The following is a 23570-nucleotide window of genomic DNA, read 5'->3' on the forward strand; positions in this document are numbered from 1 at the left end:
TTAGTCGATCTCCTTTCCAAGCTGCTTCATGGCATTGGCATATTGTTCTGCGTTCGGTGCCATGCCATGCCACTCCGCCTTGTTTTCCATAAAATCGACACCTTTGCCCTTGATTGTGTGAGCGTTGATAAATTTGGGCTTGCCATTGCGGGCCTTGTGAATTTTATCAAACGTATCGAGAATCTCAACCATATTGTGGCCGTCGATCTCATATGTATCAAAACCAAATGCCTGCGCTTTTGTAGTCAGATTGATGTGCGGCATTACCTGATCAGTGGTTCCGTCTAGCTGCAACCCATTATTATCCAGTATCAGCACGTAATTGTCCAACTGGTACTTATACGCAGTCATCATGCCTTCCCAGACAATACCCTCGTCAATTTCGCCGTCACCTACCATGGTGAAAACGCGATAATCTTTGTGATCGCGCTTTCCGGCCAGCGCCATACCGACAGCGCAGGCCGCGCCCTGACCAAGAGATCCGGTGGAGATATCAATTCCCGGACATTTTTTCATGTCGGGGTGACCTTGCAGCATGGAGCCTTCCTGACGCAATGTGTGAAGAACTTCCTCGGGGAAAAAGTGACGGCATCCGAGCGCCGCATAAAGGATAGGGCACACATGCCCTTTTGAAAGAACAAAGCGATCGCGATCCGCCCATTTCGGATTTTCAGGATCGATATTCAGTTCGTGAAAATATAGGGCCGCTATAATATCCGCTGCTGAAAATGACCCACCGGGGTGGCCGGACTGCGCCTCGTAAATCATGGTTAAAGCGATCCGCTTTAATTCCAGCGCACGCGCTGAAAGTTCTTTGATGATCTCTGTACTCATATAAACAAGACACCTCCAAGTTTTGTTTACCGCATAGCTTACACTAAAAAGATACAACGTATATTATATTAACGATCAATGTAGGATGTTATATCTATACCATACACTTGGCCGGTAGGAATGTCAATTGGATTCCTACCGGCCATAAAAAATTTGGTAAAATTTCACCAGTTATATGAACTTTTCCAGTAAAAATAGCTATTTTCTATTGCCTCGTACAATTCTGCTACGTCGGTACCTTGCAGTGCAGCCAATAAATCCTGATGTGTTTTAGCCAGATATTCCTCATCATGCTCTTGGAAGATTCGCCGAATCGTGCGTAAACGGGACTCACGAGTTAAGTCCACAACAACATCGTGTACCTTTATAACCAAGGCATTTTTTGTTGCTCGTGCCATGGCATAGTGGAAACGAATGTCCGCCTCTGCTATCGCTTCAATGTCGGGCGTTTTGCTGCAAATTTTTTGCGATAAGTCCTCACACAGATGCTCAAGTTCAGCCCATTCATTCTCGTCTAGACCCTGCTTTCGTATAAGTTGCATGATTCCAGTTTCAATAATGCGGCGCAGGCCGATTAAATCACGATATGAATCCTCTTTTTGCAAAATAATGCTGTAAAGCATTGGGTTGATTAGTTTTTCGGAAAAGCCGTTGCACACAAATGTACCTTCCGGGCGGCGGATTTCTACAACACCATATGCGCCTAGCACACGGATGGCTTCCCGTACGGTATTTCGCCCGACTTGAAAGGCGGTAACCATCTCAACTTCGGTGGGAAGCTTGTCACCAGGTTTAAGCTCGCCCGAAATAATGGCATCTGTAATTTTATCAATCACTTTTTGAACAACAGATTTATTGTTGATTGGTGTCATTAAACTTTTATTGTCTTCCATATTGTTCACCGTTCATCTTTCTTGTATTTGGATGGAAATAATTTCAACCGTTATCTTTTTGACAATTGATTATATATAGTAATATAATATTCTTTCAGAAAAATAGCAAGTACTAATCATCCTACGTAGTATATAATTTTGTTAAAAAAGTCAAATTTACAAAATTACAACTAAATTTTCACTTGACATTTCACAAATAAAAGCCTATAAATTAATATAGATACATTCAACGTATGATGTTGTAGGGTGTTTACATTATTACGAGGAGTGTCTAATATGCGCGCAGCTTTTATTGAAAAACCGGGTCTGGTTTATTTTACGGATAGGCCGGAACCCCAGCTTGAAAAAAGCGACGATATCAAGATTCGCGTTTGCTACACAGGAATATGCGGGTCTGAGGTGCATGCTTTTGGCGGTGTTCATCCCTTCCGTATTCCACCATTGGTTTCAGGACACGAATTTTCCGGTGTTGTGTCCGAGGTGGGGTCGGCCGTTAAAGATTTTAAGGTGGGTGATCGCGTTACGGCCGATCCGCAGGTCGGCTGTGGAAAGTGCGCTTATTGCCAATCTGGACAATATAATCTTTGCCCGGATAAACGTGTTTTGGGGGCGACCTATTGGTCCGGTTCTTTTGGCGAATATATCGTCACACCGGAACATACGGTGCTACATTTGCCTGAGAGTGTGGACTTTCCCAGCGGCGCACTAATTGAACCTATCGCCGTTGGTATGCATGCTGTTCGCGAAAATGGTATAAGTTCCGAAAAATCCGCTTGCTTTATTGGGTTTGGCCCGATAGGCATGGGGGCATTTTTGTCTGCCCAGTATTTGGGCTGCCAAGATATGTTTGTAACAGATATCAAGGAATATAACCTGGAACTGGCAAGGGCTATGGGCTGCAAAAGCGCCCTTAATCCCGCCAAAACAGATGCGGTTAAGGCTATTCTAGAGGCGACAGACGGCTATGGTGTTGACGTTGTTTTTCTTGGGTTTGCCTCTCTCTCAGCGTTTGAGACCGCATTTCAGGTTGCAAAGCGCGGTGGCACAATCGTGCAGGTAGCGTTACCCACTGGGCCTCTCTCGCTGGATGTTGGTCCGATTCAAGCGAAGGAATTACATATTCGTGGATCGAACATGTATGTGCGCAAGGATTATGAACTGGTGATTGACGCGATATCAAAAGGAATGGATCTCTCACATTTCATTACCGATACTTTCCCGATTGAAGAAGTTGATAAGGCATTTGACATTATTGAAAAACAGGATCATCCGATCGTCAAAACAATGCTGCATTTCTAAGCGATATGTGCATCTTGGATTTTCGAAACACACTGTTTTTTAAGCCTTAATAACAACATAGTCCCTATGCTATAAATCCCCCAATTGTAGGATTAACAAGCCTGCTGTTGGGGGATTTACCTATATTTTTTTATCTTGAGAGCATGTAAAAGAAGCATTTGCAAAAAATATGGGCTTCAACCTAATTAGCCAAAATTGGGCAGGGGTGTCGTATTATAATTTGCACAGGCCTTTCATAGCCTGTCCGTTGTCTATGGTGAAAGTATTTGAAAGTTCTGTTATGATAACCCTCCTTTTGTTTCTTTATCTTGAAAGTATTGAAAGTCATTCTTGAATATGATAATATGCAATTAATATAGATTACATCAAAAAAACCAAAGGTTTTATGCGGATTTATTATGGAAAACAGCCAAAGAAACAACTATCAAACAAATGGCTAAAGTACCTCCTCGTGTTGTGGCTGCTTTTTACGAGAAGCATTCGGTCAAGCGTTCCCTTGTGGTATCTGCGATAGGCGTTGTACAGCTCCACGATTTTAGTATATCGTTGCAAAACCGAAATCGACTCCATTTGGATATAAGCGTATTATTAAGCCATTGGCTTTTTAATAAAATAAAATGTTGGAGGAAAAACGAATGAAAAGAATAGTAGCACTGATTATGAGCGTTGTTCTTGTATTCTCTTTGGCGGCTTGTGGTTCGTCAAAACCTGCACCGTCATCAGAGGCAGGCTCTGAATCTGCATCGACTCCTGAAAAATCTGAAGATGGTAAATTTGAGCTTGCCCTTATCACCGATCTCGGAACAATTGATGATAAATCCTTTAACCAAGGTTCTTGGGAAGGACTCAAAAAGTATGCTGAGGAAAATAACATTACGCACAAGTACTACAAGCCCACCGAAAAGAGTACGGACGCGTATCTGTCCGCAATAGAGTTGGCGGTTAAAGGTGGTGCGAAAGCAATTGTAACCCCAGGTTTCTTGTTTGAAGAGCCGGTGTTCATTGCTCAAGCAACCTATCCAGACGTAAAGTTTATCCTCATCGATGGTAACCCACATAATGAGGACTACTCGGAATTCCGCACAGATAAAAACACTGTTGGTATCCTGTATGCTGAAGAGCAAGCGGGCTATCTTGCAGGTTATGCGGCAGTAAAAGATGGCATGACCAAGCTGGGTTTCATCGGCGGTATGGCCGTTCCGGCGGTTGTGCGTTTTGGTTATGGCTTCATTCAGGGCGCAGATGCTGCTGCACAGGAACTCGGTGTTAAAGTTTCAATGAACTACCACTACACCGGCGGATTTGATGCAACACCGGAGGCTCAGACGCTTGCAGCTTCCTGGTACCAGAATGGCACAGAAGTTATTTTCGCTTGCGGTGGCGCTGTTGGCAACTCGGTAATGGCAGCTGCAGAACAGGCAAAAGGCAAGGTTATCGGCGTTGATGTTGACCAGTCTGGCGAATCTCCAACCGTTATTACTTCCGCGATGAAGGGTCTGAGCGTATCTGTTTATGACATGCTGAAGGCTTTTTACGACGGTTCTTTCCCCGGTGGTCAAGGCCTAGTATTCAATGCAGAAAATGACGGTGTCAGTCTGCCAATGGCAAGTTCTAAATTCGAGAAATTCTCGCAGGCAGATTATGATGCGCTTTATAAGCAGTTAGCTGCAAACGAAATTGACATCACAAAGGATGCCGACAAGGACGGCAATAAGATTGAAATTACGGATTTAAAAACTGCTGCAGTTGAAACTACTTTTGTAGATTAACAGAGACCTTTTGACAGTTTTATGGGAAGGAACTCCGCAAAATGGGCGCTGAGCTCCTTCCCATTTTATCTAACCGAATTTTATATTAATTCTGTCTAAAAATCGTGAAACATGATTTTTTATTGAGAAAGCAGGATAAAAACGGGCAAATCACCACGGAAACCGCTTCAAGCTAAGTGAAAACGCAAGAGGTGACAAGTATGGATTTTATTATTGAAATGGTTGGCATTACCAAAATATTTCCCGGAATAGTTGCAAACGATGATGTAACCCTTCGGCTTAAAAACGGCGAAATTCATGCGCTGCTCGGTGAAAACGGTGCGGGAAAATCGACGCTTATGAGTGTTCTTTTTGGTATGTATCAACCAGAAAAGGGGATTATCAAGAAAAACGGTCAAGCGGTAAAAATTCACGACCCAAACGATGCTAACCGACTGGGCATCGGCATGGTACATCAGCACTTTAAACTAGTATATAATTTTACGGTACTTGAAAATATTATTTTGGGCGTTGAAACTACCAAGAATGGTTTTCTAAAATTGGATAAAGCGCGTGAAAAAGTAATGGAACTGTCTAACCAATATGGTTTAAAAGTCGACCCTGATGCACGTATTTCTGAAATCACTGTGGGTATGCAGCAGCGAGTTGAAATCTTAAAAATGTTGTATCGTGAAAACGAAATTTTAATTTTTGATGAGCCCACAGCAGTACTTACTCCGCAAGAGATAGATGAATTCATGAAAATCATGAAGAGCCTTGCAAACGAGGGGAAATCCATTCTATTTATCACACATAAGCTCAATGAAATTAAAGAGGCCGCTGACCGATGCACCGTACTGCGTAAAGGCAAATATATTGGCACAGTAAATGTTTCCGAAACCAGCAAAGAGCAAATGTCAGAAATGATGGTAGGTCGAAAAGTCAATCTGAAAATAGATAAAAAACAGTCAGAGCCCGGGGATGTTATTTTTGATGTTAAAGATCTTTGCGTAAAAAATCGACTTTCAGAGAAAATGGTTGTCAACAATATCTCCCTTTCTGTACATGCCGGGGAGATTGTTTGCGTGGCGGGTATTGACGGCAATGGGCAAAGCGAGCTTGTCTATGCACTTACAGGTCTTATTCATCAGGATTCCGGGTCTATTAAGCTAAATAGCAAAGACATCACACATGCATCCATACGTGAACGCAATGTCAGCGGTATGGGTCATATTCCGGAAGATCGTCATAAGCACGGCTTGGTGCTGGATTACAACTTAGCATACAATCTTGTGTTGCAAAGTTATTTTTCTCCGCGTTTTCAAAGTAATGGCTTCTTAAAATACGACGAAATTTATAAATATGCCGATACACTTATTGATAAGTTTGATATACGAAGCGGGCAAGGTGCCCACACAATTACAAGAAGCATGTCGGGTGGAAATCAGCAAAAAGCAATCGTTGCGCGCGAAATTGACCGTATGCCCGAACTGCTCATAGCTGTCCAACCAACCCGTGGCTTGGACGTTGGTGCAATAGAATACATTCACAGAAAACTAATTGCTGAGCGCGACAAGGGTAAGGGTATTCTTCTCGTCTCGCTGGAGCTTGACGAGGTTATGAATATCAGTGACCGTATTCTCGTCATTTATGAGGGCGAAATCGTCGCTGACCTAAACCCGAAAGAAGTGACTGTTCAAGAGCTGGGGCTTTATATGGCGGGTTCGAAAAGAGGTGAGGAGCAATGACAAACAGAGAAAAAGCCAGTCCTTCCAACGCAAACGGACGCTATTATAATCGGCTTTTGAACACCGAAAGTTTTTCAAGCTTCCTATCTTCCTTAATGGCAGTTATAATTGGCCTATTGGTTGGATTGATTGTCTTGTTGGTTAGCAACCCGTCACAGGCACTAGGCGGTTTTTCAAAAATTCTCATGGGCGGCTTTACCGATATGAAAAACCTCGGTCAGGTGTTTTACTTTGCAACACCAATTATTATGACTGGTCTTTCGGTTGGTTTTGCAAATAAAACAGGGCTGTTTAACATCGGCGCCGCCGGTCAGTTTATTATTGGTGCATATGCTGCCGTTTACGTCGGTGTAAAGTGGACTTTTCTTCCCGGTGCAACGCACTGGATGGTGGCACTTTTAATGGCAATGATTGCAGGTGCTCTTTGGGGCCTTCTTCCCGGCGTTTTAAATGCTTATCGCAACGTTAATATCGTTATCTCGTGCATTATAATGAACTATATCGGTATGTATACGGTAAACTATTTGGTTACCGAGACTATTTTTGATTCTTTAAAAAACCAATCCAAACGTGTTGCTTCAACTGCGATTATTCCGAAAATGGGACTTAATCAAATATTTAAAACCGGCAACAGCTCTTCAAGCGTTAACGCGGGAATTTTTATAGCAATTATAGTCGGCATCATTATTTATATTATTTTAAACAAAACGAAGTTTGGTTTTGAGTTAAAAGCGTGCGGATATAACCGTGATGCGTGTAAATATGCTGGCATTAACGAAAAACGCAATATTGTATTTTCTATGATGATTGCGGGTGCACTTGCCGGTTTGGGTGGTGCCCTTTTATATCTGGCAGGTTCGGGTAAAGGAATTGAGGTTTTAGACGTTTTGGCAGCAGAGGGTTTCAATGGCATTCCTGTTGCGCTTCTCGGTCTGAATAATCCAATTGCTATTATCTTTTCCGGCATTTTCATTGCTTATCTGAATGTTGGTGGATTTAATATGCAGTTGTATGATTTTGTGCCGCAGGTTATCGAAATCATTATTTCCGTAATCATTTACTTCAGTGCATTTGCATTGCTCTTAAAAGGCTTTATTCAATCGATCCATAATAAGCATAATCACCATTCGTCAAATGCAAACATAGAGCTTCATTCAGAACCGAGAAGTGCAGAAGGGGGAGAGGAATAATGCAAAACTTTTATTTTTTAATTCAGCAAATGATGTTCTTCTCAATTCCTCTTCTGATCGTTGCGCTGGGGGCTATGTTCTCTGAGCGAAGTGGCGTTTGGAACATAGCGCTTGAAGGCATTATGATTATCGGTGCGTTCACCAGCATCTTATTTATTAGCATGTTTCAGTCTCAGATACCCGGGCAGCCTATTTTGCTCATTGCCATTGTGATTGCTGCTGTAACCGGGTGCATCCTTTCACTGGCGCACGCCTATGCAGCCATCAACATGAAAGCAGACCAAACTATCAGCGGTACAGCGATCAATATGTTCGCACCGGCATTTGCTATTTATGTGGCGCGAATGATTCGTACTGTTCAGCAAATTCCGTTTAACAATGAGTTTCGTATTGAAAGCGTCCCTGTGCTGGGCGATATTCCTGTGATTGGTGATATATTCTTTAAAAACACCTATATCACCACTTACTTAGGCTTTATTATTTTAATAGTTTCATCAATTGTGCTTTATAAAACCAGATTTGGCCTTCGCTTGCGTGCCTGTGGCGAGCATCCTCAGGCAGCGGATTCCGTTGGTATCAACGTCTATAAAATGCGTTACATCGGTGTCATGATATCAGGTGCGTTAGGCGGTATCGGCGGACTGGTATTTGTTGTTCCTACTTCAACGAACTTTAATGCTTCGGTGTCCGGTTACGGATTCCTTGCCCTTGCTGTTCTTATCTTTGGCCAATGGAAACCCTCTCGCATTTTGTTTGCAGCGTTTTTCTTTGGCCTTATGAAGACGATAGCGTCGGCGTACTCCGGAATCCCTTTCCTTGCATCTAGTGGAATTCCAAATGAAATATATAAAATGTTTCCGTATATTGCCACCTTAATCGTCTTGGCGTTTACTTCTAAAAATTCTATGGCACCGAAAGCTTCGGGTATTCCATACGACAAAGGCAGCAGATAGTACCAAAAGGCACGACTTGTCGTGCTTTAGTTGCCCTTCAAATTTTGAACAGCTTTATTTAGCTGAGCAGAATTTGAAGGGTAATTCTTTTCTAAAAGCCTTTTATTATTGCCGTTACCTCTAAAAGATAAAGTACATTTATTTTAGCTTATCGAAAAAGACCAGTTAAACTGGTCTTTTTCGCGTAAATATTTAAAAGTATAGCTAGAATTTCCTGCTGCAAGCTTACCTTTCATCACCAACTCAGAGAAAAAATAAATTTTGGAATTATTTATGCCTATATGGTAAAGCAGATACCGGTGTTCATGCTGTGGAAGGCCTTCGGCAGCGCTGCGGCAATGGCTGCGGTTTCATAAAATCCGGTGCAGTGGCCTACCGAGACAAATTCAACCTGCTCCGCTTTCAGTGCTTTAATCGTTGAATCTAGCCGCTGTCGGCCCGCGTTTAGAAGATGTAGCCCGCCCATGATACCCCAAATTTTTTGCTCAGGCAAAATTTCCTTGACTCTGCTCATAATGTTGACTATGCCGGCGTGTGCGCAGCCGCTTAGAATAAGGAGGCCGCGCTCCCCCTCGATAACCAATGCCTGCTCATCCCAGATGAAGTCAGGTGCAAGGCCCTGATCTTCCTCTATAAAAAACGGTTCTTTAATTGTTTCGAATGTACTGTTTCGGGGTATGCGACCAGTCAGCCACAGCCCGGGGGCCAGCATACTCGGCCCTTTATTAAACTCGAAAATCGCCCCCATGCGCTCGAGTTCGGTTTGTTCCAGCATCATCCCCACAGGCTTGAGTTTATCACCCGGCTTATGAAAGCGAGTGATAAAAATTCCGGGATGGGCATAAATGGTCAGTGGCTTTGTTCTTATTTTCAAAAGCTCAGCCAAGCCGCTGACATGGTCTAAATGCCCATGGCTTAAAATAACACCGTCAATAGAATCTGCCGGTACACCTAGCGTTGCCAGATTTGGAACCAGCGCCTTTCCGCGTCCTGTGTCATAAAGCCATCGCCCAGTTTCAGTTTCAATCAGCACTGCAAGACCGTGTTCCCCCAGCAGTCCCGCTGTTACACCCGGGATAAAGGGCATGGCAACTGTATTTTCTGCCACGATGGTTAATTTTGTTTTCATTTTTACCGCCTCCTTTTAAGCATGGTTATGAATCAGTGAGATTGCATGATCTAAAAAATCCTTTACAACAGCCAGCCGGTCACCCGGCATATCCGCCAGAAAATCAAAAAGTTTCCGGTCATTTTCGTCATGATACTCTTCGTGGCACCGATAAGCCGTCCATCCTTTTTCGGTCAGGTATAACCGTTGGCGTTTTTTATCCTGCGTATCATCTTCCTTCGTGATCAACTCTCGTTCGGCAAGCTTTTGCAGTGTTTTGTGTACGACCGGTCTGGTAATACCAAATTTTCGCGCTAACTCTGCGCTGTAAATGCCCGGAAAATCGCCAATCATTTTAATCATGTGAATTTCTCCGCGGTAAAACGTCATGTCCTCGCTACCAAAATTGAGAATATTGATTTTGCTATTGGCGGTTTGCTCGGTCAGCTCAATAAAAGACTGAACAATGTCGTCGGGATTTATCACAGGCTTTGCATTATCTTTTCGGTAGAGATGCCCTTTAAAAAGCGCATCCTTTAAAGTATTGGCGGTACTCAATCCGGCTTGTTTTATGGCTTGAGATATCGCTCGTTCACTGGGCGGAAGCGGCGTACCATCAAGAAAGCCCGAAAGCCAGCCGATCATATTGGGGGGTGCTTCGCCATCGCGCTCCGCAAATTGTCCGGTGATGAGCAGATAACCACCTGCACAAAGGGATGCAGACAGCTTCTGAAAAAAGTGGGACAAATCGCCGACAACAAAATTGAAGATGCCAGAAGCGATTATCAAATCATAAGGGCCGCCCAGTGAATCAGTGTTAAAATCGCCGACAACGATGCGTACATTTTCCTGCGCGCTATGTTGCTGTATAAAATCTTTGGCGATGTCGGCTACCGGAGGTATTTCAAAAACAGTTGCTTTGCTGTTAGGGAAATGCTTTGCAAATTCAACCGATAAAACACCTGCACCGCCGCCCAGGTCTAAAATATTGAGCGGTTGTTGCAAGTCGGAAAACAGTTTCTTCATTTCGGTTATAAACGGTTCAACGCGCATGGCATACATTTCCGCAATAGTCACTTTGGCAAGGGTCGCAAAATCATAACCGGCATTATTTGAAGGCGTATCACCACTCAGTTTTACCTTCAGAGTGTCAAGTGACGTCATTTTTTCTCGGAACAACAGCGATTCTCCTAAATACGCCACACTGTTTTGAGATAAAAACATTTTTGTATCAGAAGTGTTCACATAAAAATCATCCAGTCTGACAATTAGGCCGCTAGAGTCAAGAGCCAGCAGCAACAATTCTGTTTGCCTTATGCCGCAGTTTAAAGCTTCGGCGACATTCTGCGCTGTCACTGGTGTATCCAGGTGTGAAAAAATGTTTAGGCGTATGGCAGCAAAAAGTAGCTGCGCTTCTCGATAATTTCGAATCATCTGATAATAGCGACCGGGGTTACTCTCGGTACAGTGCATAATATTTGAACCTCCTGCTATTAGACAACTTTGCATTTATCTTAGAACCTCTAGCTCTTTTAGTTATCTTAGCATACAAATTATTTGTTTGTCAATATAACTAATAGAAATTTACCCTCTGAGTCGAGCTTTATTTGGGTAATTTTTAATTGTTAGTAGCAAAAAGTCAATTTGTCGATTTAAACATAAAAACCTGTTGATATAAACTGATTTGTATGCATATTTTTACTCGAGATAGTGCTGACTTGATATTTTGTTCATTAAGGAGTATGATCAAGGTTGATGTTTGCCTACAAAATACAGATTAGGAGTGAAAAAAATGAGGCTAATGGTATTTGTGCTAAACAAGACAGAGCTGCTTGAACCGCTGCTGGCTGAGTTCCTACAGGCTGGGATATCTGGCGCAACTATTTTAGAAAGTACAGGCATGGCAAGGGTGTTAACCCAATATGAAGGAAATGAGATTCCGTTTATTGGCTCAATAAGGGCGTTGCTGAACCCTGAAAGATCAAAGAGCGAGACCATTCTGTTTGTTATTAAAGACGAACAGCTTAAGACTGCCGTTGCAACAATCGAAAAAGTTGTGGGGAACATCTACAATAAGGATACTGGAATTATTTTCAGTATACCTATAGATTTCGTAAAGGGGTTACCACATCTTGAGTTATGATATTCTTTTAAACGTCGCAATCATTTTGCTATGCGGACTTTCTTTTGGAAGACTTGGCAAGTTGGTTAAGCTGCCTAATGTTACAGGATACCTGATTGCCGGACTTATCATAGGTCCGGCTATCCTTAAAATTTTACCGGTGAGTGTTGTGAACAATTTTTCGGTAATATCTGAGATGGCGCTTGGCTTTATCGCATTTTCCATCGGCACAGAATTCAAAATCTCTTATTTTAAGCAGGTTGGTGTGGCACCGATTATTATAGCAATTATGGAGGCATTCGGTGCAGTCATTCTGGTGACGACCTCGATGATTTTGCTGGGTTTCGACGTGAGACTTTCGATTCTATTGGGCGCTATTGCTTCTGCTACCGCCCCTGCACAGACGATTATGGTCATTCAGCAGTACAAAGCTAAAGGACCTGTTACATCCATGCTTTTGAGCGTTGTTGCGATTGATGATGCCGTCGCACTTATTTGTTTCGGCTTTGCTGCAACCGCAGTAAAAGCAATGTCAAACAACGCGCCCATCTCTTTTTTGAGCGTGTTAGCGCCGGTTTATGAAGTGCTGGTTTCATTTTTGATCGGCGTGGTATTGGGCGGCGCCATGGCACTATTTTTACACTGGTTCCACAAATCTTCAAACAGAATCAGCGTCATAATCGCATTTGTACTTTTAACCTTGTGGACGGCCAGTGCAATCAATGCCTCTCCGCTGCTGGCTTGCATGGCATTGGGCGTTATGATGACGAACGTGCGCTATGATATTTCTGATGTGATTAAGGTAATGAACACCTTTACACCCCCAATATTTATGATCTTCTTTGTAATTTCGGGCGCGGGCTTTGACGTTGGATCACTTATGAGCATTGGTTTTATCGGCACAGTCTATGTTGTAATGCGTGTGGTTGGTAAATGGTTTGGCGCATGGCTGGGCGGAACCATAGCCAAGGTGGATCCCAATATTCGCAAATACCTTGGGCCCACACTGATGCCCCAGGCAGGTGTTGCGATTGGCTTGATTTTGGTGGCAAAAACGATTACTCCCGAATTTGCTTCACAGATTCAAACCGCAATTCTCGGCTCAACTTTTATCTATTCGATCATAGGCCCCAGTGTTGCGAAGAACGCACTTATCAAAGCGGGCGAAATTGTTATTCCAGACAAGAAGAAAGTGTAAACGCTGGCATATTTCTGAAAACAAACTTATGCTACTTTCTCATTGACGCTAAAAGGGTGCCGCCACTTTTAAACTGATCTAGTAAAAATGGATAATGACAAAAAGAGACCTCCTGTTGTAGAGAGCAGAACTACAACAGAAGGCTTTTTATATGCATCGATATTACTCAAAACATACTAAATAAAATAGTGTGGGAATTGATTGTTTCAAAAAGCGGCGGCACCGTTTTTGCAGGTTTGAACCCCATATTAACCCAAGATTAAAGAGGTAAGCAAGAATTAATCTCTGGATCTCAGGATTAATCTTTGTTCTTTGTTGTATTATTTAAACCAAAGACGGCTCTGGCGCTTTCAGCGCTAGGGTCGTGCTTTATATTTTTAGAATGAAATTTGCTATTATCTTTATTACTCTTTGAGCCGCTATCCTTCTTTTTACTATGATTCATACATGCATTCCTCTATTACTCATAAACAATTTTAAAACCGGTGGTTTCAATACAGTTTTTAATATCAGCTTCAGTAGCAGGGTCATTATACTTTATATCGACCGTACCTGTTGTTAGATTAACGCCGACTTCACGAACCCCATCAATTTTGTTCAGTGAGTTCTTGATTTGGGTCTTTTGCTCTTTGTTTTGAATGCCAGAGACACTACACAGTATCTGGTTCATCTTTTGCCCTCCATAGATTTCTCATGCCCGCTGTGATGCAGGCCAATCTTTTGGCCGTTTATAATACCGACATCAGCATTTTCTTTTGGCTTCATTTGTCTGAGTTCCGGGTTGCTTTTGGGGCGATCTTTCACCCTGTTTTTGTTATTGTTCATCGACCGTTCCTTTCCCGATGGGGGTATCATCACATTTACTGTTAAAAATCTAAGATTTTGATTTATCGTCGCCGGGTTTATGCCTGCTCCCAGATTGTTTTTTATTATTCCTGCTTTCGCCGTCCAGCGCACTTTCCGCCATAGTAGGACCACCGCGGGATTTTATCTTTCGCACATCTTTTGGATCAAGTTGACTATCTTTCGGCATATTTAATCACCTCATCGGTAGTATAGACCTGTGCCTATCAATTTATGCTGACTATTCTTGAAGCAGTTCTTCATCTAAGATATAGTAAGAAGTGGAAGAATGAAGCGTATGATATTCGATTATAATGATGACATGTGAAGAAGCTATCCAATGTATCACACAAATTACATTTTTGTTGCATCAACTATGTATAATAAAGTTGTCTTAAACGATTTTTTAGGCCATTATGACAGGAGCATGATTAATGATTATTGGAGTGGCAACCATCAAGCTTTATGTACCATGGGCATATTCCCTAAAAGAAAAGCGCATGGTGGTTAAAAGCATCGTTTCAAAGGTGCAAAACAAATTTAATGTATCGATTTCAGAAATAGATGCCCAGGATATACACCAAACTATCATACTTGGCATTGCCTATGTAACCGGTGATACCAGACTGGCCGACAGCATGATCGATACGGTCATTACATTTATTGAGCATCATACAGAGGCAGAAATACTAGACATTTGTCGAGAAATTAGATGAATAAGAAAGCGCTTGCAAAACCCAAAGTATACTAATGTACTCCCGATAAGGTTTTCAGTGCTGTAAACAAGATTCAAGAGACTACGTTTCATTGCGTTAATCGGTGCAGACCGATTTGCATTGTGCAAGGCTCAGGGGTATAATATTATAACCCTAACGAAAAGGATGGTTTTGCCATGTCCACCCTGCCACCCCTAAAGGTGATTGCTAAAATTCACAGCGACTTTCCCACAAAATTCGGAATCCCCCGCCAAAGTGGTCTTGTAGATTCCTTAAAGTCAACCATAGTCTTCGAACCTGCGTATCGCAATCCTCATGCGCTGAGGGGGTTGGAGGGGTATTCCCATATATGGCTTATCTGGCACTTTTCTCAGACAGCAAAAGAAGACTGGACCCCCACTGTGCGCCCTCCTCGTTTGGGCGGCAACACAAAAATGGGGGTTTTTGCAAGTCGCTCTCCATTTAGGCCAAACGCCATAGGTCTTTCCTCGGTCAAGCTTGATAAAATACAGCTGGAAAGCTCTCAAGGCCCACTGCTTTTTGTTTCGGGAGCAGATTTAATGCACGGTACACCTATATATGATATAAAACCCTACCTGCCCTATGTAGATTGCCACCAAGATGCCACTGGCGGATTCGCTCTTCAATCAAAGAAAGGAACATTGGTGGTAGATTTTCCACAGCAGTTGCGCCCGCTGATACCCCAAGAGAGCCTCGAACCGCTACTGGAGGTTTTGGCACAGGACCCACGTCCCGCATACCAAAATGCGCCTCAACGTGTATACGGATTTGAGTTTGCAGGCTTTGAGGTGCGTTTTATCGTTGAGGAAAATATGCTTACGGTAAAAGAGCTGCTTCCATTAAAATAGATGGCTTGCGGGGGATCTTACCCATTGGTATAGGAGTAAGGTAGTCTCTAAAAACATTTTGAAATCTATTTATCAACTATACTGTTATTATAGGCCGCTACTATAGCGGCCTATTTTTATTTATACAATAAAACCGATACATTCCTATTGGAATATACCGGTTTTGGATTATATATTTGAGCATTTATTTTTGTATTATGGCGCAACTTAACAGATTGCTTTATAACTTCAGTAACTAAAAATAGAAGCTATGTGTCAGTTAGTAAACTATTCTCACAACAGCTCTAGATATTGACATTACTCAATTTAAGGCGTGAAGTAAAAGGTTTGAGAGAAAAGCATCAATCCTCCTCAATTGAGCGGGGGCGGATACTTTTACGATTGTTATGATATTCTAATTTTAGTGTATTTTTTGCTTGCAAGTCGCTAAAGTTCTATAACGGAGTGGGGGAGAGACCGTGTCTCAAAGTTTGCAGCGGCATTACCATTCGCTGACATCGTATCGTTTGAGAACAGCATCGAGCTGCTTGAGACTTTGGGTGGATTGGGGAGACAGCCGGGTGGCAAGCTCGTTCGATATTGCTTCGAGTACCGCAAAAGCAGAGATGCGCGAGAACAGATCGGAGGAAGGGCGGGTGAGTAGAACCGCGTCCGCAAGATCAGTGATCGAACAGGATAGGTTGTTGGTCAACAGGATCAGCGGATGGCCCTGCTCATGGCAGAACCGCGCCACCTCGATGGAAGTTTTGGTATAAGGCCATTCGGTGATTAAAAACAGAACATCACCGTCTCCCATTTGACTGACACGATCAAAAATAAAATGTTCATCGTTACTTAATTGGTAAACTTTGTTTAAAAAGGGGGTGAGAATCGACTCAAAATAGAGTGCGATTGGCTTTGAAGAACGCAGACCGAACAGGAGGATTCGCCGTGCCCCCAATAACATCTGGATGCTTTTTTCAAAGGCAAGATGGAGATCTGGCGTCAGTGTTTTCTCCAGCATTTCGATCATGACGTTGAAGGTACCCACGAGCGAATCCTTTTCTTTTGGCACTCCGCTGCGCAGCATGGCGTTGAGTTGCCAATAGGAAGAGCTGATGCGCTGCACGGAGTAAGCATGGACATCTCGCTTAAAGTCATGGTAGTTATCATATCCGATTTCATGCAGAAAACGGAAGATGGTTGCCTCTCCGACCTTTGCATTTTTTGAGAGGGCAGCAACCGACATCATACCGATTTCGTCGGTGTGATCCAGAATATAGTCGCAGAGCTGACGTTGCTTTTTTGAGAGGATATTTCGGTTTTTAATCAGGCTCTCTATTTTTTCAAAATTCATATACGCAAGTTCCTTTCTTCTTTTGAGGAGTCTCTGATTATATGTAAAAAGTGATTGATTAATTATTAACAATATCAAAAACGGAGCAAAAGTTATTTTGATTATATCATAAAACAATCGTTTTTCAATTGTTTTTAACATAATTTTCTAAATATTTTTGCTATTTAAAGTATTTCTAAATTTTTGGAGTAAAACAAAAGTAAAACAATAGACTTTGCTCCAAAACGCTTTCTTATGCTTGACATATGATAGTTACAGTGATATTATGATAGTAATAACTCCAAAAATTAAGATAACGGAGTAAAAAAGGAGATTTTTCGTTATGTCTAGTAAGGAAAACAAGGTACTCTGGATTTCTCAGGAAGAAGCAATTGAGTGCGGTGCGCTCGACATGAAATTCATCATGAACAACGTCATGCGTGCAAACAAGATGCTGGGCAGAGGCGAGACCATCGAAATCCCGCTGTTTCATATGATGTGGGATCCCGGAAAACATGCAGGCAAGCGTGTGGGACTACATGCCTGCATCATCAACAGCGAGGAAGAGAATGTACATGTTGCCGGTGTGAAGGCGATCCCGTCCAACCCGACAAACCCGCGCAAGTTAGGCAAGCCTCGTTCGAACGGTCTGGTCACCCTCTATGACGAGGAAACCGGATATCCTCTGGCGGTGGTGGATGACACCATTATCAGCGGAATGAGAACTGGCGCAGGCTCCGGATTGGGCGCAAAGTGCTTTGCGGATCCCAACTCCGAGGTAATTGGACTGGTTGGTGGCGGCATTATCGCAGGCTATTGCCTCGAGGCAACCGCAATGTTCATGAAAAACATCAAAAAAGTCAAGATCTTCGACTATAACCGCGAGAATGCACTCAAATTCTGTGAGAAGTGGGCACACCTCGGTTATGAGTTTGAGGCAGTGGAGAGCGCAGAGGCAGCAATTCGCGATTCCGATATCGTTCATACCTGTACACTGGTGGACGTGGGCGAGGAGTATGTCGAGCCTTCGTGGATCAAGCCCGGCTCATTCCATTCCTTCGTTTCGCAGTATGATTATAAGGAAGAATGCCACACCATCCCCGGAATTAAGTTTGGCATGGACTGGCTGGATCGCCTGAATGACCGCGATGCATGCACCCTTTCCAATATGGTACTCGACGGAAAGATCGCAAAGCCCGAGTATCCTCAGGTTACTCAGGTTTCCGATGTCCTACTCGGTAAGCATCCCGGTAGAACCAGCCCCGACGAGACCTATCTCTTTGCTACCATTGGCATCGTTATCACCGATACCCTCAACTGCTACGAGGTCTACAAGCAGTGCCTTGAAAAGAACCTCGGTACCTGGGTATATCAGTGGAAGGAACCCGCGAAGGTCTAAGGCTATTTTGTTAGCTGAAATTGTTGCACCAAAAACAAAGGGGAGGGCTTGTTGTGGATTCACGACAAGCCCTCAATCTGTCGAAAAAGTCAAGCAAAAGCTGGACTTTTTTTATTTTGTGCTTAAATAAATATTAGCGGAATTATTTGAAAACAATTATTTATTTCTACTAATGCGCATACGCTTCCCCAGAGCGGACATTGATCATATGGTTAAGGCTTTAAGTACCCTCATTTTAAGAACAAAACTCCCACCATTTAGTGGTGGAAGTTTATCAAAATTGTTATAATAAGGGCCTAATCAAAATTAAATATATCTTCAATTGGGGCCTTTACAGCTTTTGATATATCAATTGCTAATTTTAAAGATGGATTGTATTTAGCCGCTTCCAAGCGAATAATAGTTTCTCGCCGAACACCTACTATTTGTGCAAGCTCATCTTGTGTTAATTCTGCAAGCTGTCTATATCTTTTTAAGTTACAATTGAAATTCGGCATATTATTTTTCCTCTAAACTATAGAGTTTTATTCCATAAATATTAAATATTACAGCATATACAAATGGAAGCAAAACATATGCAATATCTGAATTTCTAGTGTATAAAACCAAAACCCAACAAGAAAAAATTAAAACAGTTGATATATTAAAGGTAAAAGCCATGGCTTCTTTTCGGTTTTCAATATATCGCTCATCCGCTTTATCTCCCTTTATTTTTGCAATAAAAAAGTTAGCAAAGAAAGCAAAACATCCAATAAAGCCTAAATCTAATATATCTCCCGAAACGAAATACCTAAGCGCAACAAATCCTAAAAAACCAAAAAAACCACAAAAAAATTGCTTTTTAATCATCGTGTTTCTCCCCGGTACAGTGATGTAATTGTATCTAATAGTGATAATAATATCACTATTATAAAAAAGTGTCAATAGCAAAAATAAGCAGACTATATCTCAAGTCTGCTTGAAGGGATATCATAATCTTATGTTTCAAATTCTAATTTGTATGTGAAGAAAGCTTTTATAAAATTGTCTAAATCCTCAAGAAATTATTGGCTCCGATGTCATTTATATTGGAAACCGATGGTCTGAAGGTGCTAAAACAGCCGCCTTACTTATCAGAGAGGCGGCTTAGATTTAGATTACCACTGATTGCGGCACAGCCTACAACGAGAAATGACAGATATATTTGTTGCGGTAATTTGCGGCGGAATACTCATCGTCATTGCTCCGCTATATTGAATACAGATAAAATCCCCAACGCGGAAACGGCATGCGTTAGGTGTATGTACAACCACGATTTGCGACATCGCATGGTCAAAGACATACAAAATGTCGCACTCGACCCTTCGCACAGTAGCTTGCATTGTCATAGGTATCACCTCTTATGGTATGATATGCTGAGGGTCGATTGAGGTGTACCGGCGTGGGGTGGAAGATGCTCCACTTGAACTCAACTGGTAGTCGTGGTAAAATAATCCAAACCCACTATAGATGCCATTGGAAACCATATACGCCCTAAAAGGCGCAGAATTCTGTGCGATTTAAGGCTTTCAATGGCGGGGTGAAATTCCTCTGCTTTTATTACATTTCCTTCTCGACTGCGAAATACAAGGGCTTTCACTGACGCAATTAGGGGCAGATATTTATGCACTGGAAAATGAAAGGAGGGGGACTATGGCACGAGTGCAAATTCAATTCGACAAGCCATATGTTTATATACCAACAACTTTACAAAATCGGTTGGAAACCATTCATAGCTATCCACTCACCATCTTGCAGGCGGCTTCTGGATTTGGAAAAACCACCGCGATCAGTAAGTATCTTTTTCAAGCTGAAGCGCATCAGGTTTATTGGTACACCTGCATGGGGGAGCCCATTCGCAAGGCATGGAACGGAATTTGCAAGATGTTTTCTCATATCGACAAAAATGTAGCCAGACAGTTGGAAGCGTTGGCTTATCCGACACAGGACAACCTCGTGGATATTGCGGAAATTTTGGGCGGGTGCTCAGTTGACGGGGAAACATGGGTCATAATCGATAACTTTCAATACATACAAAACAGCCTACCCGAACGCATGCTCCATGCACTGGCACGCCATTCAAGTCAATGGCTGCATATCGTGGTCATTACCCAGTCCATAGATAATATGGACATCGGTGGTATTTCGTCCGACAAGATTTATGTCATTGAAAACAGCGCTTTCTTTTTTCAAAAAATAGATACAAATGCTTATTTCCAAGCCAACGGAATTACATTGTCCTGCGACGAACTGGACAGACTTCACATGCTTTCTGAGGGATGGGTAGCTGCTTTGAATCTTCAACTGATACATTACCGGCAGGAGAGGGATTTTGAAGCGACCGATAGCATGGATGACCTGATTCAATCCGTAATATGGAATCGGTTGGAACTTGAGGAGCAGCTTTTTTTGATTGCTGTTTCTTCGCTCGACCGCTTCACAACGGAGCAAGCGTATATTATTTTGCAAAAGGACGTTTTCTCGGGCAGTATCGCCCGGTTGTTGAACAGTGGATCTTTTATCCGTTATGAACGGGTCAGTGGAGCGTATACACTGCACAGCCTGTTGAAAAAATTTCTGCGTCAGGAGATGACTAAGCTACCCGCCGAGGAAATCAGTAGGATACAAAAGCTTGCAGCCGACGCTTATGCGGCTGTTGGCGACCGCTATCACGCCCTACGAAACTATCTGGAAGTGGCGGAGTTTCAAACGCTACTTTCGCTGCCGCTCAAGGCCTCGGATTTCGCCCTATATTTGGAGGATGGCAGTGCTAAGGTTCTGGAAGAGGTGCTGAACAAATGCGATAGGGCGCTGCTCATGCAGTATCCGCAAACGCTATCAATGATAACCTTTGAGCTTTTCCGGGCAGGCAGCTATACAGCATTTGGTCGTGGTTGTGCGCTTATAGCGGACATACTCTCTCAACCAGAACAATGTGGGCTCAGCGCGAATGAGACCAGAACACTGTCGGGACAGATGGCATTATTGCAATCTTTTATGGCGTTCAATGATATTGAAAAGATGAGCGTGCTGCATCGCAAAGCGTGGGAGTTGCTAGGAGGTTCCTTTTCCAATCGATCTGACTGGAACGATTCATGGACCTTTGGCCAGACGTCTGTTCTGTATATGTTCTGGAGCAAAAGTGGGGCGCTTGACAACGAGCTTGCCTGCATGGAAGAATGTCTGCCCTATTATATCCGCTTGACCCAAGGACACGGAACCGGCGCAGATTGCGCTATGCAGGCCGAAGCTCTGCTGATGCGCGGAAATGATACCGCTGCCGAGGCATTGTGCTACAAGGCAATTTATCTTGCAGACGAACAAGAACAAGACAGCATTTGCTTTGCCGCTGAAACGGTTCTTTTGCGCATCGCTTTGTTGCGGGGTGATACAGAAACTTACGAGAATGTACGGCAAAGCATTCTCAAACGAGCCAAAACCTGCGTCGAACCGATGGGAAGAAGAATGGCCGATCTAGCGCTGTCCTTTGTCTCAGTTCTGGTCGATGATGGCGCCGTCTCCGAATGGCTCACAGATTTGGATAAAATTGCGACTGTCTTGTACGAAGTGGCAGTCCCCTTTGGGGTGCTGGTATATCTGCGCTGGCTGGTACCCCAGAACCAGAATGCCAAGCTACTGGGTATCGCACAGGGCGCACTTCCGGCCGTGGTGCAACACCATTTTTTGCTTCCTCAGGTTTATTTTCACCTGTTTTCAGCTATTGCCCATAGCCGTCAGAGGCAAATGCAGGAGGCGCAGGCGGCGCTGGATCGTGCCCTTGCGATTGCACTGCCTGACGGCATCTATCTTCCCTTTGTAGAGTATGGCGAGCAGCTTGAGCCCCTTCTGGCTGCGCGCAGCCAATCGCCTGATATGACCGGGGTGCTTTCGCTGTACAAACGGCATAAAACCGGGGTAGAAAAGCTAAAAAAAAGCGTAGCGATCGGTCGGCTTTCTCCCCGAGAGCGGGAGGTGGCGCGGTTGGCTGCCGACGGGCTAACCAATCGGGCTATTGCAGCGCGGTTGTTAATCTCGCAAGAAACGGTTAAAGCGGTTATGAAAAATATATTTCAAAAGCTAAGCATTGGCTCGCGTGTTCAGCTTAAAACTTTAAAGCATGCGGGGAAAATTTAAAAATAAATACCCGATGGGGGATACACTTAGGTTAAAAAGACGTCGTACATTAATAGTACGGCGTCTTTGCTTATTTTACCCAAAACTAATGAAGATATATTTATGTTGGAAAAATAAGTATACCAAGGCTTTTTACGCTCGTGAGAATACTTGAGAAATATATGGAGGTAGATAACGCTATGAAAAAGAAGCTGTTCATTCTTGTAGTATTGACATCTTTACTTTTAACTGTTTTTTTGGCTGGATGCAGTAAAGCTGAATCGGTTGAGGAAAGTAGTTCAGAAATCATATCCGAGGCGACCACAACATTGGCGGACTATGACGGCTGGTGGTACATAGACGATGACTCACATGACGGTGTTTCCATGATTGAAATTTTCCGTGTAGACGCACAAGCACAGGAGATTACCGTCTACAACAACGAAGGCTTCACTGTAGCCACCTTAAGCGCTATTGAGGGGAGCACTGGTGAACTGATTTTAGATTTGGAACTTTTCGGCGAGGTTCCCATGGTTCTTTTAGATTCGGATACCCTGACGTGCAAAGATGGCATGACTTTCCGTAGGGGAGAGCCATTACCCGAGCCGGATTACTCGTCGTTCACAGGTATCTGGTACCAAAACGGGGATGAGAATGGCGGTTACTATAAGTTATCTAATGATGGTTCCTATGAGTATTACGTGAATTCCAAAACTGAAGAAGCAATCGAAAAGGGTACCTATACTTTTTCTACTATGACACGGTATATCGGCGATAGCGAGCCGTTTGAAAGCCCCTGTCTGACCATGGACGACGGCAGCGGATTTACTGACGATTTTTATCTGTTGGAGAGCGGCGTGGGGCTAATGGGCAGCGGCTTTGACAAGAATTTTTATATTCGCAGCGATGCACTGGGAACGACATCTGGAGATAATACCATATTTTTGTGCACCCTGGTGCTCAAAAGCCCATGGCAAGGTGATAATGGCAACTATCTCATCTTTATGGAAGACGGCACATTCAAGCTGTCCACTGCGGATGAGTCGGGAGAGGTCAAGCCCTATGACGGAGGCAAATGGTCGGCAAACGGCCAAGAACTTTTCCTTGTTTGGGAGAATGATGAGGAAGAAACGGCAGAATATCAAGTTGAAAATGAAATTTTCGTACCATCTTTGAAAGAAATATTCGCAGGTATGTGGTAATT

The 23570-nt window shown here is 43.1% G+C and carries 23 protein-coding genes; 12 read left to right on the top strand and 11 right to left on the bottom strand.

All coding sequences use genetic code 11. The annotated features are described in order from the left end of the window. Window positions 1-834 carry a transketolase gene (locus RBH76_13610; GenBank protein ID WMJ83751.1) on the bottom strand — a complete coding sequence of 278 codons (834 nt, stop codon included), beginning with the start codon at window positions 832-834 and terminating at the stop codon, window positions 1-3. 164 nt (window positions 835-998) lie between these two features. Beyond that, window positions 999-1727, bottom strand: a complete 729-nt coding sequence (locus RBH76_13615) for a GntR family transcriptional regulator (protein WMJ83752.1) — start codon at window positions 1725-1727, stop codon at window positions 999-1001. A 276-nt stretch (window positions 1728-2003) separates the two neighbouring features. On the opposite strand from RBH76_13615, the gene RBH76_13620 reads away from it, so the two are divergent. The 5 genes from RBH76_13620 to RBH76_13640 all read left to right on the top strand — a co-directional run bounded on the left by RBH76_13620 (window position 2004) and on the right by RBH76_13640 (window position 8665). Further along, the gene (locus RBH76_13620; protein ID WMJ83753.1) at window positions 2004-3026 is read left to right on the top strand and encodes an alcohol dehydrogenase catalytic domain-containing protein; all 1023 of its coding nucleotides are present in this window, start codon (window positions 2004-2006) and stop codon (window positions 3024-3026) included. A 635-nt stretch (window positions 3027-3661) separates the two neighbouring features. Then, window positions 3662-4795 (top strand): BMP family ABC transporter substrate-binding protein, encoded by a 1134-nt coding sequence (locus RBH76_13625; GenBank protein WMJ83754.1) that lies wholly within the window; start codon window positions 3662-3664, stop codon window positions 4793-4795. Window positions 4796-4995: 200 nt separating this feature from the next. Further along, window positions 4996-6522, top strand: coding sequence for an ABC transporter ATP-binding protein (locus RBH76_13630; GenBank protein ID WMJ83755.1), 1527 nt, complete (start codon window positions 4996-4998; stop codon window positions 6520-6522). Between the two features lie 95 nt (window positions 6523-6617). Then, window positions 6618-7712, top strand: a complete 1095-nt coding sequence (locus tag RBH76_13635) for an ABC transporter permease (GenBank protein WMJ85238.1) — start codon at window positions 6618-6620, stop codon at window positions 7710-7712. Continuing rightward, window positions 7712-8665 carry an ABC transporter permease gene (locus RBH76_13640; GenBank protein ID WMJ83756.1) on the top strand — a complete coding sequence of 318 codons (954 nt, stop codon included), beginning with the start codon at window positions 7712-7714 and terminating at the stop codon, window positions 8663-8665. Before RBH76_13635 ends, RBH76_13640 begins: the two co-directional genes overlap by 1 nt. A gap of 277 nt (window positions 8666-8942) precedes the next feature. Here the strand turns inward: RBH76_13640 and RBH76_13645 are convergent, their stop codons facing one another. Together RBH76_13645 and RBH76_13650 are read right to left on the bottom strand one after the other, a co-directional pair. Beyond that, the gene (locus RBH76_13645; GenBank protein WMJ83757.1) at window positions 8943-9794 is read right to left on the bottom strand and encodes an MBL fold metallo-hydrolase; all 852 of its coding nucleotides are present in this window, start codon (window positions 9792-9794) and stop codon (window positions 8943-8945) included. Window positions 9795-9809: 15 nt separating this feature from the next. Continuing rightward, window positions 9810-11246, bottom strand: a complete 1437-nt coding sequence (locus tag RBH76_13650) for a methyltransferase (GenBank protein ID WMJ83758.1) — start codon at window positions 11244-11246, stop codon at window positions 9810-9812. A 319-nt stretch (window positions 11247-11565) separates the two neighbouring features. Here RBH76_13650 and RBH76_13655 point away from each other — a divergent pair, with 319 nt between their 5' ends. Both RBH76_13655 and RBH76_13660 read left to right on the top strand, forming a co-directional pair. Continuing rightward, on the top strand, window positions 11566-11916 hold the full coding sequence (locus tag RBH76_13655) for a hypothetical protein (GenBank protein WMJ83759.1): 351 nt from the start codon (window positions 11566-11568) through the stop codon (window positions 11914-11916). After that, window positions 11906-13093 carry a cation:proton antiporter gene (locus RBH76_13660; protein ID WMJ83760.1) on the top strand — a complete coding sequence of 396 codons (1188 nt, stop codon included), beginning with the start codon at window positions 11906-11908 and terminating at the stop codon, window positions 13091-13093. The genes RBH76_13655 and RBH76_13660 overlap by 11 nt, the downstream gene beginning before the upstream one ends. A 298-nt stretch (window positions 13094-13391) precedes the next feature. Here RBH76_13660 and RBH76_13665 read toward each other — a convergent pair whose 3' ends face one another. The 4 genes from RBH76_13665 to RBH76_13680 are packed head-to-tail and all read right to left on the bottom strand — an operon-like array spanning window position 13392 to window position 14126. Continuing rightward, entirely contained in the window at window positions 13392-13538 is a 147-nt protein-coding gene (locus tag RBH76_13665; protein WMJ83761.1) for a CPC_1213 family protein, read from the bottom strand. Window positions 13539-13553: 15 nt separating this feature from the next. After that, window positions 13554-13763, bottom strand: a complete 210-nt coding sequence (locus tag RBH76_13670; protein ID WMJ83762.1) for a heavy metal-associated domain-containing protein — start codon at window positions 13761-13763, stop codon at window positions 13554-13556. Beyond that, a complete protein-coding gene (locus RBH76_13675) occupies window positions 13760-13918 on the bottom strand; it encodes a hypothetical protein (GenBank protein WMJ83763.1) in 159 nt (52 codons plus the stop codon). The genes RBH76_13670 and RBH76_13675 overlap by 4 nt, the downstream gene beginning before the upstream one ends. 49 nt (window positions 13919-13967) lie before the next feature. Beyond that, window positions 13968-14126, bottom strand: coding sequence for a hypothetical protein (locus RBH76_13680; protein WMJ83764.1), 159 nt, complete (start codon window positions 14124-14126; stop codon window positions 13968-13970). Between the two features lie 244 nt (window positions 14127-14370). Between RBH76_13680 and RBH76_13685 the strand changes: the two genes are divergently transcribed. Then, entirely contained in the window at window positions 14371-14652 is a 282-nt protein-coding gene (locus RBH76_13685) for a DUF503 domain-containing protein (GenBank protein ID WMJ83765.1), read from the top strand. Between the two features lie 176 nt (window positions 14653-14828). Further along, entirely contained in the window at window positions 14829-15521 is a 693-nt protein-coding gene (gene tsaA, locus RBH76_13690) for a tRNA (N6-threonylcarbamoyladenosine(37)-N6)-methyltransferase TrmO (protein ID WMJ83766.1), read from the top strand. Window positions 15522-16002: 481 nt separating this feature from the next. Here tsaA and RBH76_13695 read toward each other — a convergent pair whose 3' ends face one another. After that, window positions 16003-16857 (bottom strand): MurR/RpiR family transcriptional regulator, encoded by an 855-nt coding sequence (locus tag RBH76_13695; GenBank protein ID WMJ83767.1) that lies wholly within the window; start codon window positions 16855-16857, stop codon window positions 16003-16005. A 322-nt stretch (window positions 16858-17179) separates the two neighbouring features. On the opposite strand from RBH76_13695, the gene RBH76_13700 reads away from it, so the two are divergent. Next, a complete protein-coding gene (locus tag RBH76_13700) occupies window positions 17180-18235 on the top strand; it encodes a hypothetical protein (protein ID WMJ83768.1) in 1056 nt (351 codons plus the stop codon). Window positions 18236-18531: 296 nt separating this feature from the next. Here RBH76_13700 and RBH76_13705 read toward each other — a convergent pair whose 3' ends face one another. Next, on the bottom strand, window positions 18532-18732 hold the full coding sequence (locus RBH76_13705) for a helix-turn-helix transcriptional regulator (protein ID WMJ83769.1): 201 nt from the start codon (window positions 18730-18732) through the stop codon (window positions 18532-18534). A gap of 1 nt (window position 18733) precedes the next feature. Then, on the bottom strand, window positions 18734-19084 hold the full coding sequence (locus RBH76_13710; GenBank protein WMJ83770.1) for a DUF3796 domain-containing protein: 351 nt from the start codon (window positions 19082-19084) through the stop codon (window positions 18734-18736). 822 nt (window positions 19085-19906) lie between these two features. On the opposite strand from RBH76_13710, the gene RBH76_13715 reads away from it, so the two are divergent. Then, window positions 19907-22387: a LuxR C-terminal-related transcriptional regulator gene (locus tag RBH76_13715; GenBank protein WMJ83771.1), complete on the top strand. Its 2481-nt coding sequence runs from the start codon at window positions 19907-19909 to the stop codon at window positions 22385-22387. A 179-nt stretch (window positions 22388-22566) separates the two neighbouring features. After that, window positions 22567-23568, top strand: a complete 1002-nt coding sequence (locus RBH76_13720) for a hypothetical protein (protein ID WMJ83772.1) — start codon at window positions 22567-22569, stop codon at window positions 23566-23568. The last annotated feature ends 2 nt before the right edge of the window (window positions 23569-23570 follow it).

The organism is Oscillospiraceae bacterium MB24-C1 (assembly GCA_030913685.1).
Lineage (GTDB): Bacteria > Bacillota > Clostridia > Oscillospirales > Ruminococcaceae > Yanshouia.

Excerpts from the sequence above, each read along its gene's own strand:
- RBH76_13610 (WMJ83751.1), bottom strand. The coding sequence starts at position 834 with ATGAGTACAGAGATCATCAAAGAACTTTCAGCGCGTGCGCTGGAATTA.
- RBH76_13615 (WMJ83752.1), bottom strand. The coding sequence starts at position 1,727 with ATGGAAGACAATAAAAGTTTAATGACACCAATCAACAATAAATCTGTT.
- RBH76_13620 (WMJ83753.1), top strand. The coding sequence starts at position 2,004 with ATGCGCGCAGCTTTTATTGAAAAACCGGGTCTGGTTTATTTTACGGAT.
- RBH76_13625 (WMJ83754.1), top strand. The coding sequence starts at position 3,662 with ATGAAAAGAATAGTAGCACTGATTATGAGCGTTGTTCTTGTATTCTCT.
- RBH76_13630 (WMJ83755.1), top strand. The coding sequence starts at position 4,996 with ATGGATTTTATTATTGAAATGGTTGGCATTACCAAAATATTTCCCGGA.
- RBH76_13635 (WMJ85238.1), top strand. The coding sequence starts at position 6,618 with ATGGCAGTTATAATTGGCCTATTGGTTGGATTGATTGTCTTGTTGGTT.
- RBH76_13640 (WMJ83756.1), top strand. The coding sequence starts at position 7,712 with ATGCAAAACTTTTATTTTTTAATTCAGCAAATGATGTTCTTCTCAATT.
- RBH76_13645 (WMJ83757.1), bottom strand. The coding sequence starts at position 9,794 with ATGAAAACAAAATTAACCATCGTGGCAGAAAATACAGTTGCCATGCCC.
- RBH76_13650 (WMJ83758.1), bottom strand. The coding sequence starts at position 11,246 with ATGCACTGTACCGAGAGTAACCCCGGTCGCTATTATCAGATGATTCGA.
- RBH76_13655 (WMJ83759.1), top strand. The coding sequence starts at position 11,566 with ATGAGGCTAATGGTATTTGTGCTAAACAAGACAGAGCTGCTTGAACCG.
- RBH76_13665 (WMJ83761.1), bottom strand. The coding sequence starts at position 13,538 with ATGAATCATAGTAAAAAGAAGGATAGCGGCTCAAAGAGTAATAAAGAT.
- RBH76_13670 (WMJ83762.1), bottom strand. The coding sequence starts at position 13,763 with ATGAACCAGATACTGTGTAGTGTCTCTGGCATTCAAAACAAAGAGCAA.
- RBH76_13675 (WMJ83763.1), bottom strand. The coding sequence starts at position 13,918 with ATGAACAATAACAAAAACAGGGTGAAAGATCGCCCCAAAAGCAACCCG.
- RBH76_13680 (WMJ83764.1), bottom strand. The coding sequence starts at position 14,126 with ATGCCGAAAGATAGTCAACTTGATCCAAAAGATGTGCGAAAGATAAAA.
- RBH76_13685 (WMJ83765.1), top strand. The coding sequence starts at position 14,371 with ATGATTATTGGAGTGGCAACCATCAAGCTTTATGTACCATGGGCATAT.
- tsaA (WMJ83766.1), top strand. The coding sequence starts at position 14,829 with ATGTCCACCCTGCCACCCCTAAAGGTGATTGCTAAAATTCACAGCGAC.
- RBH76_13695 (WMJ83767.1), bottom strand. The coding sequence starts at position 16,857 with ATGAATTTTGAAAAAATAGAGAGCCTGATTAAAAACCGAAATATCCTC.
- RBH76_13700 (WMJ83768.1), top strand. The coding sequence starts at position 17,180 with ATGTCTAGTAAGGAAAACAAGGTACTCTGGATTTCTCAGGAAGAAGCA.
- RBH76_13705 (WMJ83769.1), bottom strand. The coding sequence starts at position 18,732 with ATGCCGAATTTCAATTGTAACTTAAAAAGATATAGACAGCTTGCAGAA.
- RBH76_13710 (WMJ83770.1), bottom strand. The coding sequence starts at position 19,084 with ATGATTAAAAAGCAATTTTTTTGTGGTTTTTTTGGTTTTTTAGGATTT.
- RBH76_13715 (WMJ83771.1), top strand. The coding sequence starts at position 19,907 with ATGGCACGAGTGCAAATTCAATTCGACAAGCCATATGTTTATATACCA.
- RBH76_13720 (WMJ83772.1), top strand. The coding sequence starts at position 22,567 with ATGAAAAAGAAGCTGTTCATTCTTGTAGTATTGACATCTTTACTTTTA.